Source organism: Cribrihabitans neustonicus (assembly GCF_048820895.1).
GTDB classification, from domain to species: domain Bacteria; phylum Pseudomonadota; class Alphaproteobacteria; order Rhodobacterales; family Rhodobacteraceae; genus Cribrihabitans_A; species Cribrihabitans_A neustonicus.
In genome coordinates, this window is sequence record NZ_JBMERQ010000015.1 from 46,780 (window position 1) to 58,975 (window position 12,196).

Sequence of the window (12,196 nt, forward strand, 5' to 3'; positions counted from 1 at the left end):
AGCTTGGATCGCCACCGCGCGCGCCGGCGATGCGCGGCGCGCAGCTTGGGGAGCGCCCGCGGCCCCTTACTTCACGATCACCTCGTCCTTCACGAACATATTGGCCCAGGCGCGGTCGATCAGCTCGGGGCTCATCTGGTAGGGAATGCCCTCGAACTCGCAGATCGCGATCATCTGGTCGATCAGGAACACCGGCTGGTAGTTGGCATAGGCATTGCCGATTTCCGGGTAGCGGTTCTTCAGGAGGTGCACCAGCGCCGCCTCGTCCAGGGGCATACCCTTCTTGCGCGCGACCATGGCAAAGATCTTCAGGAAGTTCTCCTGGCTCGGCCCGTCGATCTTGATCTTGAAGAAGATCCGGCGCAGCGCCGCCTGGTCGAAGATCTCGTTCGGGTGGAAGTTGGTGGAGAAGATCACCAGCGTATCAAACGGCACCTCGAACTTCTCGCCCGATTGCAGCGCGAGGATGTCCTTGCCTTCCTCCAAGGGCACGATCCAGCGGTTGATCAGCGCCTGCGGCGGCTCCGACTGGCGGCCGAGGTCGTCGACGATGAAGATGCCGCCCGCCGATTTCAGCTGCAGCGGCGCCTGATAGGTGCGGGCGGTGGGGTTGTAGACGAGGTCGAGCATCTCCAGCGTCAGCTCGCCGCCGGTGATCACCGTGGGGCGCTCGCAACAGACGTAACGGCTGTCGTAGCGGCGGCGGCGGCGCAGGGCATTGGGGTCGTCCGGCTCCTGCGCGACTGCGGTGTGCACGATCGGGTCGTAGACGGTGATGACCTGGCCCGCGTATTCGATCGCGCGCGGCACGTAGACGTGATCGCCAAGCGCATCGCGGATGCCGTTGGAGATCGAGGATTTGCCATTGCCGGGCGGGCCGTACATCAGGATCGAGCGGCCCGCGCTCACCGCCGGGCCCAGGTGGCCAAGCAGGCTGTCGGGCAGCACCAGGTGGCCCATCGCGCGGGTAAGCTGGTCGCGTGTCACCTGAATGTTGCGGATCGACTGGCGCTTGATCTGCTCGCGGTAGACGTCGAGCGGCACGGGCATGGCGCCGAAATATTCCGACTGGCTCAGCGCATCGAGCGCCCGCGCCTTGCCCGCATCGGTGAGCTGGTAGCCCATCTCGTTGCCGCTGTTGGCGTTGAGCGTGCCGGTCGCCTCCAGCAGTTTCTGCTCGCGCGCCATGTCGACCAGCTCCTGCGTGACCGAGCCAGGCAAGCAGATGGCGGCGGCGATCTCGCTCACCATGCTGGCGTTCTTGCGGAAGATCGTTTTCAGCAGGATGTCCCGCATCATCACCGGCGGCAGCTGCATCTCCGCCAGCCCCTTGGGAGCGGGCGGCGCGGTCACGGTGAGGGTCTGCATGTTCATGGCAAAGGCTGTCCCCGGGCTGTTGCGCATCGCGCCCGGCCCGCACGCAGGGGCCGGAGCCCGCTCAGCATATCCAGCACTGTGGCAGCAGCGGGGCAAAGCTGCATCTTTTCCGGGAAACGGGCCTTGGGTGAGGGGGCAGGGGGCCTAGCTGCCGAACACCGCGGCGAGGCTCAGGTAGATTGCGAGGCTGCCGCCGAGGCACAGGCCCATCGGGAAGCTCTTGCCCGCCTGCCAGCTCTCCCACTCGGGCGCCAGCTGCCGCAGGGCGGTGTGTTTCGCAAGCCGGTGGGTGGCAAAGCCCGCCAGCAGGTTGGCGGAGAAGATCATCGCCATCACCGGCAGGTCGCCAAAGGCCACGAAGGGCGCGGCGGCGCCAGCAAATTTGGCATCCCCCGCGCCCACGGCCCCGGCCGTGTAGAAAAGAAACCCCAGCCCAATGCCGAGGGGCAGATGCAGAAGCTGCCAGCCGTAGGCGGCCCAGCTTGGCATCACCAGCGCACCGACCACCACGTAAGTTGCCGCCAGCGTGTCCACTGCCCAGTTCGGTATGCGCATCCCCCGCAGGTCGGTCAGGCAGACCGCAAAGCACAAGGGCAGCACGAAGGGCAGAAACCACAGCGCGGCCTGTGCAGGGAGCGCCATGGCTCAGCCGTTCTCCAGCGCCGCCAGCGCGCGGGCGGCTTCCTCGAAGTGCTGCGGGTGGGTCTCCACCGCCTCGCGCAGAAGGTTTTCACCGGTGGTCACATCGCCCTGTTTCACCGCCGAGAGCCCCAGCGTGTGCAACAGCTGCGCGCGCTCGGTCTGGGTCACCGGGATTACCGGCATGGTGTAATTGCGCTGTGCGGCGCGCGACAGAATCAGGTTGTTCTTGGCGGTGAACAACGTCTGGTCCTGGCGGATCGCCTCGCCGAACAGCCGCTCGGCAGCAGCGAAATCGCCGCGGGTGAGCTTGGAGTAGCCCCAGTTGTTCATAACCTTGGCGGGCCGCGTGGTGAGCCCCGCGGCGATCTCGTAGAAGCTGTCGGCGCGCTTCCATTGCTTGCCGGCATCCGCCACCATCGCTTCCAGCCGGTAGCGTTCGTAGGTCTCATGGGTGGGCGGAACCGAATCGAGCGCGGCCTTCGCGCCTTCCCAGTCGCCGGTGCGCACCAGGGCGCCCGCAAGCTCCACCCGGTCGGCGCTGGTAGCGCCTTCCATCGCCACAACTTTCTTCCAAGCGGTGGCGCCCTCGGTCGCGCGCTTGGCCCGGATCAGCGAGGACGCAAGCCCGCGCTGCAGGTCGATCCGCGCCTCGTTGCCCTTGAGAGCGCGCTGGAAATAGGAAACCGCCTCGTTCGGGTCGGCCACGGTCAGCATCACGTCATTGAGGTTGCTCTCGTCGACGACGTTCACCTCCTGAAAGGCGCGTTCGACGGTTTCGTCCGCGTCCTTGGCGCAGGCGGCCAGCAGCAGGGCCGCGGCTGCCAGCCAAGCGGGTAGGGTAATCGGATGGCGCATGGATGCGTCCCTCTACTGCTCTGCCCCGGGCTGTTTTTGTCCCGGCTCTGCCTTGCTCCGGGGCTGTTCCGCCCCGTTCAGCCTATTGCCTGCCGCACCGCGGGTCCGCCGTTCCGACATGGCGGTCTCCGGTCACGGGGTCTGGCGAATCAGGTAACTGCCGCCGCCCTGGCGCACCAGACTGTAGGCGTGGTCTTGCGGCTCACTATGCGCAGGCTCATCCAGTTTGGCGAGGGCCAGGCGCAAATTATCCCGGATTGCGTCACTTTCGCCATTATCGAGCGCATAGGCGCGCTTCAGGACCTGCGCGGCCTCCGCCGTCTTGCCCTGCTCCAGCAGCACGACGCCAAGGTTGTTCGCTGCCTCGGGCCAGTCCGGCGCGGCCTCGACAGCCTTGCGCAAGAGCTCCTCCGACTGGCCCAGACGCCTCAATCCCAGCTTGGCCGAGCCCATGCCTGACATCACCTCGGCTGTCAGACCCTGTTCCAGCGCGGCGCGGGTGAAGGCGTCGAGCGCCAGTTCGTATTCGCCCGCCGCCATCAGCCGGTGACCTACAGCGAGCCCGTCCTCGGCCTCCTGGCTGAGGTCGGTGCCCGGCGCCCAAGGGCTGGTCTTGTCCTGCCTCAAGCCCTCCGGCGCGCAGGCCGCCGCCAGCGCAAGGAGGCTGGCGGCGGCGAGGCCTGCAGCGCGGCGGGGGGGCAGGGCCCGTCCCGGATATGTCATGTTCAGTTGCCTGCGTTGCCCATGTTCATGATGCCTTGGATCGAGGGGCCGACCAGGATGATCAGCAGAGGCGGCACCGTCAGCGTCATTGTGGCAAGGGTCATCTTCACGGGCAACTTGTTTGCGGCCTCCTCGGCGCGCATCACCCGCTTGTCGCGCATCTCTCCGGCGTAGACGCGCAGCGCTTCCGCGATCGAAGTGCCGAAGGTGGCGGACTGGATCATCACGGTCACGAAGGACGAGACATCCTGAACCCCGCAGCGGGTGCCCATGTCGCGAAGCACCCTGTCCTTGTCCTTGCCCGCCTTCATTTCGTAAGCGACGATTTCGAACTCCTCGGCCAGCGCCGGGTAGGAGGCGTGCAGCTCCTTGGCGACGCGCACGATGGACTGGTCCAGCGACTGGCCCGCCTCGACGCAGACCAGCATCATGTCGAGCGCATCGGGGAAGCCCGCGGTGATCGCCTGCTTGCGCTCCTCGACGCGGCGGCTGATCCAGTATTTCGGCAGCATGTAGCCTACCGCGCCGGGGCCGATGATGCGGATGACCATCTGCTGGCTGTCGTACTCAAACCCGGCCTTCAGCACGTACACGTAGAACAGGCCGGCCGCGAGCCCGATCAGGCCAAGCGCGAACTGGGCGAAGTGGAACAGGCGCACCGAGTCCTTGGACTGATAGCCCGCCTGACGCAGCTTGAGCTCCATTGCGGAAAGTTCATCTGCGTTCTGCGGCTCCAGGAAGGTTGCGAATTTCTGCAGCTGCTCGTTGCGGTTGGCCTGGCGCAGGCGTTCCTTCTTGGATTGCTTCTTGCCGCTCTCCGGCGCATTGTCGCGCTGCAGCTTCTTCAGCGGATCCTCGGGCTGGTTGAGCAGCAGAGGCACCGCCAGCAGGATCATGAACATCCCGCCAAGTCCCAGGGCAAGAAGCGGGCCGAACGCGCCGAACTGCGCGGTCAGCCAGGCGTTGATATCGGACAGAAACTCCATCTCCCGCTCCTTCAGACCTTAATGTTGGTGAGCATGCGCATCACGAAAAGATTCACTGTCAGCATCGCGCCCACCAGGAAGCAGGCGGGGATGAACCAGGGGTGGTCCAGCACGCTGTCGTAATAGTTCGGATCCTTGGCGAGGATGCCGCCCAGGCAGAACAGCGGGAAGCCGGACAGGAACTTGCCCGACCACTGCGCCTCGGCGGTGATTGCCTTTACCCGGCGGAACAGGCGGAAGCGGGCGCGGATCACCTTGGCAAGCCCCGCCAGCACCTCGGCCAGGTTGCCGCCCGACTGCTGCTGGATGGTGACCGCAACGGCGAGGAAGCGCAGGTCCTGGATGTCCAGCCGCTCGGCCATCTCTTTCAGCGCCTCGCCCACGTCGCGGCCGTAGGCGCATTCGTCGGAGATGATGCCGAATTCCGTGGCGAGCGGATCCTCGACCTCATTGGCGACGATCTGCACGGCGGAGGAGAACGGGTGCCCGACACGCAAGGACCGCACCATCAGCTCTACCGCGTCCGGCAGCTGCTCTTCCAGCAGCGCCATCCGCTTGGTCGCCTTCTTGTTGACCCAGAAGAACACTGCACCCACTCCGATCAGGACCGAGCCCAGGACCCGAACCGGCAGCGCCGCGGAGGTGCCGACGCTGAGGCCCACAAAGGCCACCGCGGCGAGCCCCGCCATGATCATGATCAGCTGCCGCGGCGTGAAGGCAATTGCCGCCTTCTGCGCGCGTTCCGACAAGAGCGAGTAGAGCGGGATGGATTGCGACTTGGCGTGCTGGCGCAGCTCTTTTCTCAGCTGTTCCAGAACTTGCTCGCGGTTGCCGCCTTTCTCCATCATCTCCAGGCGGCGGTTGACCCGGCTGTTTAGGCTGATCGATTTGCCGAAGGTGACAAGATACAGCCCCTCGACCAGCGCCAGCACGCCAAAGAAGATCAGCCCGTAGATCAGCGGCTCGGCACTCAGCTGCATCAGCGCTTCTCCATCACGGTGGGTTCATAGATCGTCGGCGGCAAATCGTAGCCCCAGAGGCGGAAGCGTTCCGAGAAATGGCTGCGCACGCCGGTGGCGGTGAAATGGCCGATGATCTTGTTGTCCGGCGTCAGGCCGACGCGCTGGAAGCGGAAGATCTCCTGCATGGAAATCACGTCGCCCTCCATGCCTGTAATCTCGGTGATCGAGGTCATCCGGCGCGAACCGTCCTGCAGGCGGGAGGCCTGCACAATCAGGTTCACCGCGCTTGCGATCTGGCTGCGCACGGCCTTGATCGGCATCTCGATCCCGGCCATCGCGATCATGTTTTCCAGGCGCGAGATGCCGTCGCGGGCGGAGTTCGCGTGGATCGTCGTCATCGAGCCGTCGTGGCCGGTGTTCATCGCCTGCAGCATGTCGATCACCTCCTCGCCGCGGGTCTCGCCCACGATGATGCGGTCGGGGCGCATCCGCAGGGCGTTTTTCAGGCAGTCGCGGGGCGAGACCTCGCCTTTTCCTTCCACGTTCGGCGGGCGGCTTTCCATCCGGCCCACATGGGTCTGCTGCAATTGCAGTTCTGCGGTGTCCTCAATGGTCAGGATGCGTTCGGAATTGTCGATGAAGGAGGAGAGTGCATTGAGCGTCGTGGTCTTGCCCGAACCGGTGCCGCCCGAGACGATGACGTTCAGCCGGGTCGAGACCGCGGCCTGCAGATAGGCGGCCATTTCCTCGGTGAAGGCGCCGAAACTCACCAGATCGTCGATGCCCAGCTTGTCCTTCTTGAACTTCCGGATCGACACCAGAGAGCCGTCCACCGCAATCGGCGGCACCATCGCGTTGAAGCGGGAGCCGTCGGCGAGGCGGGCGTCGACATAGGGGTTGCTCTCATCGACGCGCCGCCCCACGGCGGAGACGATCTTGTCGATGATCCGCATCAGGTGCTTCTCGTCCTTGAAGCCGATGTCGCTGAGTTCCAGCTTGCCGCTGCGCTCGACGAAGATTTGATGCGGGCCGTTCACCAGGATGTCGCTGACGGTCTCGTCTTGCAGCAGGGTTTCCAGCGGCCCGAGGCCCGTCACCTCGTCAAAAAGCTCCTTGTTCAGCTGCTGCCGGTCCTCCCGGTTCAGCACAATGCTCTTCTCTTCCAGAATCTCGGCGCTGATCGAGGCGATTTCCGCCCGCAGCTCGGCCTCGCCCGCCCGTTCCAGCGCCGCGAGGTTGAGGTTTTCCAGCAGGTCGCGGTGCAGCTGCACCTTGATCTCGTTCAGCCGTTCCTTGCGCTTGCGTTCCTTGTCGGCGGGCAGCGCTTCGGCCGCTTTGCGCGCAACCGGGCGGCGCAGGCTGACTGCAGGCTTTGCGGCCTCGTCCGCCGCAGGCAGCGCCGGAGCGGCGGGCGGCGGCGGCGGCGCGGTTTTCGGTGACTGCTTCTTGTATTTGGAAAACATCGGCTTACCCTCAGACGGGCTGCCGCTGGGGCAGCGCCGGCATTTCTGCGGCCCCGTGGCCGCGCAAACTCAACTCCCAGCCCTCAGGCCGCTTGGGCTTCGTTCTTTCCCAGCTCGTGCAGCGAGGCCGCGAGCTTCGCGATCTCTTTGCGCAGCGGGTTCTTGGCCACCGACAGCGCCAGCGGCGTGCCGTGATCGCAGCTCTGCGGCACTGGTTTGCCGCCATCCGGCAGTTGCAGGTCGACCGAGATGCCCAGCGACTCCGACAGCCGCTTCACCCGTGACTTGCCGCTAAGGTCGGTGAATTTCGGGGCCCGGTTCAGAGCGAAGCGCAGCTTCTCGAAAGGCAGGTCCTCGGACTGCAGCGCCCGCTTCATGCGCAGCGCATTCTGCGCCGAGCGCATGTCCAGCTCGATCAGCGCGAAATACACATGCGCCATGTTCAGCACCGTCTCGGACCACTGCACCAAAGTGTGCGGCAGGTCGATCACCACAAAGTCGAAGTGGCTCCGCGCCATCTCCACCACCCGCTCGATGTCATCCGGCGTCAGGATGTCGAGCGGGATCATCTCGGCGGGCGCAGTCAGCACCTGCAGTTTGTCCCGGAAGGTCAGAAGCGCCTGGCCGAACAGCTCCTCATCCATGCTCTCGGTCTCGCTGAGCATCTCCATCACCGCCTCTCGCCGGGGCAGGTCGAGATAGGTGGAGACCGAGCCGTGCTGCAGGTCGAAATCCAGAAGGCAGACCCGCGGCTCCTTGTGCTCGCTCAAGGCTGCCAGTTCCCAGGCCAGGTTCACCGCCAGCGTCGTTGAACCGGTGCCGCCCGCCAGCCCGTGGCAGGCAATCACCGCGCCCTCGCGCTGGCTGCCCGATTGCAGCTGGTGCCGAACCTGGGATTCCTCCGCGCCGCCCTCCGGCGCGCGCAGCCGCTCGATCGCGGCCTTCAGCTCCTGTTCGGGCAGCGGGTAGGGGATAAACTCATCGGCGCCTTGGCGCAGCAGGCTGTGCAGCGACGCGGGTGTCACGTCATCGGCGATCAGAATCACCTTGATGCCCTGCGCCTTGGCCTGGGCGATGATCTCGCCCATCAGCGCCAGATCGCCCTCGTCGTCGCTGTCGATGGCCAACGCCACAAATTGCAGCGGTTCCGACTCAGGCTGCGTGAAGAAGGTCAGCGCCTCCTGGAAGCCCAGATCGCCCCAGGCTTCGCCCATGGCGGCTTCCATGTCTTCTATCAAGAGGTCGAAATTCTGCACGTCGCGGCTGATCGTGCAGGCAATAATCGCAGAAGTGTCTGTTTGCGAAGGTTCGCTGCTCATCACCATCATCCTTGTTCCCTGAGGCCGGCTGCGCACAGGGCACAGTTTGCCTCTTGGAAACAATGTCGGTGACAAGTTGGGCGAGATTGGGGCCAAAAAGCCCCAAATCTTGGGTATTGTTCACCGCTTGCAAACCGCGGAACGCAGAGCCCGCCGCCATCGGGCAGGGGTTCTACTGAAGCTCGCGGCCGATCGAGCGCTGTTCGGTCAGCGTGGTTTCGGGCACCGCGCTTTCGACATATTCGCGGTAGATCACCTGGGCGTATTTGCCATCCAGCAGCATCGGGTGGCTCTTCAGGAACCCGCTCACTTCGGTCACCGTGCGGCGGTTGCGGCGCTCTCGGTCGGGGGTCGGGATCAGCGGCCGGGTCTCGCCGAAAGAGACCAGTGCCTCCAGCCGGTGGCGGCTGACGCCGCGTGCCACCAGGTAGTTCACCGCCGCCTGCGCCCGCCGCAGGCCAAGCGCCTTGTTGTAAGCCTGGCTGCCGACCGCGTCGGTATGGCCGTAGACCCGGAAGCGCACCTCGGGGAATTGGCGGATCCAATGTGCCTGCCGGTCCAGCACCGCGCGTGCCTCCGGCTCCAGCCGGGCGCTGTCGAAGGCGAAGGTGATGGTGGTGGGCACTTCCCGGGCAAAGCGGGTGGCAAGCTGGATGGTGAAGCTGCGGTCGCCGCTCATCACTGCGGCATTGCCCGCCGCGGCATCGCCGAAGCCGCCCTCGCGGTACAGCTCGCGCCCGGCCTCGCGCTCACAAGCCGCCACGGTCAGGGCGAGGGCAGCAATCGCGGCGTGTCTGATCATCCGTCCCATCCTTCCGCTCAATCCAGCACGTAGCCGTAGGAGCCGTTGAAATCCTGCTTTGCGACCTCCCCGGCCGCGCCGTGGCTGGTGCGCGAGGTGCGGCCGAACAGGAACAGGTCCTTCTCGCTCGGCGGTTTCACCCGGTCGGTGGGCAGGGTTAGCGCCTCGCCCCGCGTCGGGGTGACCAGATGCGCGCTGATGATGATCACCAGTTCAGTCTGCTCGCGCTGGTAGTCGGCGCTGCGGAACAGCGCGCCCAGCACCGGCACGTCGCCCAGCCAGGGCAGCTGGGAAGAGTTGTCGAGGAACTCGTCCCGGATCAGCCCGGCAATGGCAAAGCTCTCGCCATCGCGCATTTCCACCGTGGTCGAGGTCTCCCGGCGCGAGAACGCGTCGATGGTGAGCCCGCTCAGCTCAAGCGAGTTGGTCGGGTCGATGGCGGAGACCGCGGCATTGAGTTCCAGGTTGATGACATCGCTGTCCACCACCCGGGGAATGAAGTTCAGCTCGATGCCGAAGGGCTTGAACTCGATGGTGATGACGCCGTCTTCCTGCGCCACCGGCACCGGATATTCGCCGCCCGCCAGGAACTTGGCCTCCTGGCCCGACAGTGCCGAGAGGTTCGGCTCCGCCAGCGTGCGCACCACGCCCTTCTGTTCCAGCGCCTCCAGAAGCAGGCTCACCTGCACCGAACCGGCGTTGAAGCCGAACAGGAAGGCGCCGGTATTCTCGTTTGCGGCGGGGATGTTGCCCGCCAGAGAATTGGCCAGCGCGCCGGAGGTGTTGAGCGTATTGGTGCCGCCGGTGCGGCCGCTGCCGGTGCCGCCCTGGAAGCCGAGCGAAGCGCTCAGCGATTTCGACACCGAACGCTGCATCTCGGCAAAGCGCACTTTGAGCATGACCTGCTGCACGCCGCCCACCGACATCAGGTTGCTGACCCGCTCCGGCGCGTAGCGCTCCGCCAGGTCCAGCGCCCGCTGCAGCCGCGCGGCGCTCGATACGGTGCCCGACAGCACGATGCCGTCGTTGGCGGTGCGCACCTCGATCTTCTCGTTCGGGAGGATCTGGCGCAGCCGCTCCTTGAACTCGCTCACATCGGCGGACACGCGCACGTCGACATTGGTGATCAGCCGCCCCGAGCCATCAAGCAGGGTCAGTGTGGTCAGCCCCGGCGACTTGCCCAGCACATAGATGGTGCGGTCCGACAGCGAAGAGATGTCCGCAATCGACGGGTTGGCGATGCTGAGTTCGGCGAAGGGGGTCTGGCTTTCGACCACCACGGCGCGGTTCATCGGCACATCCAGGGTGGCCGCGGTGCCCTTCTTGACTACGCGCAGCGATTGCGCCTGCGCCCCGTCCGCCGCGGGCACAGCCAAAAGCGAGAGCCCAATAAGGGCCGCCGCCACGAACCTTCGAATTCCCATGTGACCTGCCTTTCCGATCACGCCTCTGCCCCCGGGTCTTGCCGCCCGGGGTTTTCGCCACTGTGGCCCGGCTCGGGAATTATTGCAAGAATCAAAGGCTTCCGCACCCGTGAGGGGCGAGAGGCGCTGTGGGGCAGGGGCAACAGAAAAGACCCGCACCGCCCGGGCGGGCGGCGGGGCTGAACCTGTTAACAGTCTGCGGTGCAAGGGTTTTCCTCAGTTGGTGCAGGGGATCGGGATCTCCACCACCTCGGCTCCGCGGCGGGTGCGGATGGTGCAGACCTGCTCCTTCTCGGCCTGCTGCGGCGCTTCCAGCGCGCCAAGCCCCAGGAGCTTGCGCTGGTCGACCTCAACCATCTGCGCGATGGTGTCGTCGCCCGCGCCGACCAGCGCCAGCGAAAGCCGCCCGGTGGTCTGCGCCTGCGCGAGCGCCGCTACCTGCTCGGGGCGCACGGCGACGGTCACGGTGCGGGCGATGATGGCGCCGTCGATGTCGCCGCCCGCGCTCTGGTCGACCGCGACCAGTTCCACGTTGGTGTCGATGAGCCGGGTCACCTCGCCGCGCCCCGCATCCGCATGCGGCATCAGGCCGGTCCAGTAGACGTCCACCTTGTCGCCTGGCCGCAGGAAGCCCGACACGCCCGAGGCCACGTCCACCTTGATCGCGAAGGCCCGCATGCCGCGCTGCAGCCGCGAGGTGATGCCCGCGTCTTCGCCCGGCGCCGTCACCTTTGCAGCCAGGATCGCCTCGTCCTTCTCCATCGCCCGCAGCACGACGCGGGGTTTGCCCGCAGCCTCCGGCGGGAACAGCGCCTCCAGCGACTGGAACGCGCCGCCGGGAATGGCATTTTCCGGCCAGCGCACCGCGCGCACCGTTTCCTCTGTCAGCCGCTCGCCATACTTCAACGGGGCGGTGGCGACATAGACGTCCACCGTCGGAACCATCTCGGCGCGGGCCGCGCGTTCGCGCGCCAGTTCGTTCTGATAGGCGGTGATATAGTTCTTCGCCATCATCACCGCGCCGCCCGCAAGGGCGACCCCGATGATCAGCACCAAACCGAAAACAGCACGCATACCGTGACCTCTCAAGAACTAGGGGCCGGCTCCGCGCGGGCGGGACCGGCTGCTGGATTAATCAAAGCGCTGCGGGGCGGACCCATTCTTCCGCCGGGGCAGGCGGGCTCAGCTGAACGACCAGTTCGTCATATAGGCGGCCATTGCCTCGGCAAGCCCCATGGCGCCGTCTTCCATGGCGCTGGAGATCAGCACCGCGAGCCCGATGATTGCAGCGCTCAGAACAACCCAGTCGACAGTGATGGCACCGTCATCGCTCGCCAGAAAGGACCAAAGCCGTTTCATATCGCGCACCTCGCTGCGTCAGCCCCTGCGGGGCAAGGCGGCGCCCCGGGACATTTCCCGGGCCGCCGCAAAACCCTGTGCGATGCGCTTAGGTCGGCTTCTTGGTCGACAGGTAGGAGCCGGTGCCGCTGGTCAGATCGGAAGCGCCGTTCTCGATGGCGGTGTAGACCACGCCGGCCAGGGCGGCGACGGCGGCGGTCAGCACGACCCAGTCCACGGTCACGGCGCCGGAGTCGTCTTTGCGGAAGTTTTTGATGAACTTGATCATGGTGTCGTCCCTCCAA

General features: G+C 65.7%; 13 protein-coding genes. All 13 read right to left on the reverse strand.

The window, feature by feature from the left end:
• Positions 1-66 precede the first annotated feature (66 nt).
• A complete protein-coding gene (locus ACOHWE_RS18520; protein ID WP_420668216.1) occupies positions 67-1,374 on the reverse strand; it encodes an ATPase in 1,308 nt (435 codons plus the stop codon).
• A 147-nt stretch (positions 1,375-1,521) separates the two neighbouring features.
• Positions 1,522-2,019 (reverse strand): prepilin peptidase, encoded by a 498-nt coding sequence (locus ACOHWE_RS18525; protein ID WP_420668217.1) that lies wholly within the window; start codon positions 2,017-2,019, stop codon positions 1,522-1,524.
• Between the two features lie 3 nt (positions 2,020-2,022).
• Positions 2,023-2,874: a tetratricopeptide repeat protein gene (locus tag ACOHWE_RS18530; RefSeq protein WP_420668218.1), complete on the reverse strand. Its 852-nt coding sequence runs from the start codon at positions 2,872-2,874 to the stop codon at positions 2,023-2,025.
• Positions 2,875-3,006: 132 nt separating this feature from the next.
• Positions 3,007-3,597, reverse strand: a complete 591-nt coding sequence (locus ACOHWE_RS18535) for a tetratricopeptide repeat protein (protein WP_420668219.1) — start codon at positions 3,595-3,597, stop codon at positions 3,007-3,009.
• A 2-nt stretch (positions 3,598-3,599) separates the two neighbouring features.
• Entirely contained in the window at positions 3,600-4,583 is a 984-nt protein-coding gene (locus ACOHWE_RS18540) for a type II secretion system F family protein (RefSeq protein ID WP_420668220.1), read from the reverse strand.
• 11 nt (positions 4,584-4,594) lie between these two features.
• Entirely contained in the window at positions 4,595-5,563 is a 969-nt protein-coding gene (locus ACOHWE_RS18545) for a type II secretion system F family protein (protein ID WP_420668221.1), read from the reverse strand.
• Complete coding sequence (locus ACOHWE_RS18550) at positions 5,563-7,008, reverse strand: TadA family conjugal transfer-associated ATPase (protein ID WP_420668222.1); 1,446 nt, start codon at positions 7,006-7,008, stop codon at positions 5,563-5,565. The genes ACOHWE_RS18545 and ACOHWE_RS18550 overlap by 1 nt, the downstream gene beginning before the upstream one ends.
• An 83-nt stretch (positions 7,009-7,091) precedes the next feature.
• A complete protein-coding gene (locus ACOHWE_RS18555; RefSeq protein WP_420668223.1) occupies positions 7,092-8,327 on the reverse strand; it encodes a CpaE/TadZ family protein in 1,236 nt (411 codons plus the stop codon).
• 172 nt (positions 8,328-8,499) lie between these two features.
• Positions 8,500-9,129: an OmpA family protein gene (locus ACOHWE_RS18560; protein ID WP_420668224.1), complete on the reverse strand. Its 630-nt coding sequence runs from the start codon at positions 9,127-9,129 to the stop codon at positions 8,500-8,502.
• Positions 9,130-9,146: 17 nt separating this feature from the next.
• Positions 9,147-10,553 (reverse strand): type II and III secretion system protein family protein, encoded by a 1,407-nt coding sequence (locus ACOHWE_RS18565; RefSeq protein WP_420668225.1) that lies wholly within the window; start codon positions 10,551-10,553, stop codon positions 9,147-9,149.
• 216 nt (positions 10,554-10,769) lie between these two features.
• Positions 10,770-11,627: a Flp pilus assembly protein CpaB gene (gene cpaB, locus ACOHWE_RS18570; protein WP_420668226.1), complete on the reverse strand. Its 858-nt coding sequence runs from the start codon at positions 11,625-11,627 to the stop codon at positions 10,770-10,772.
• Positions 11,628-11,735: 108 nt separating this feature from the next.
• On the reverse strand, positions 11,736-11,912 hold the full coding sequence (locus ACOHWE_RS18575; RefSeq protein ID WP_420668227.1) for a hypothetical protein: 177 nt from the start codon (positions 11,910-11,912) through the stop codon (positions 11,736-11,738).
• Positions 11,913-12,000: 88 nt separating this feature from the next.
• Complete coding sequence (locus ACOHWE_RS18580; protein ID WP_420668230.1) at positions 12,001-12,180, reverse strand: hypothetical protein; 180 nt, start codon at positions 12,178-12,180, stop codon at positions 12,001-12,003.
• Positions 12,181-12,196 lie beyond the last annotated feature (16 nt).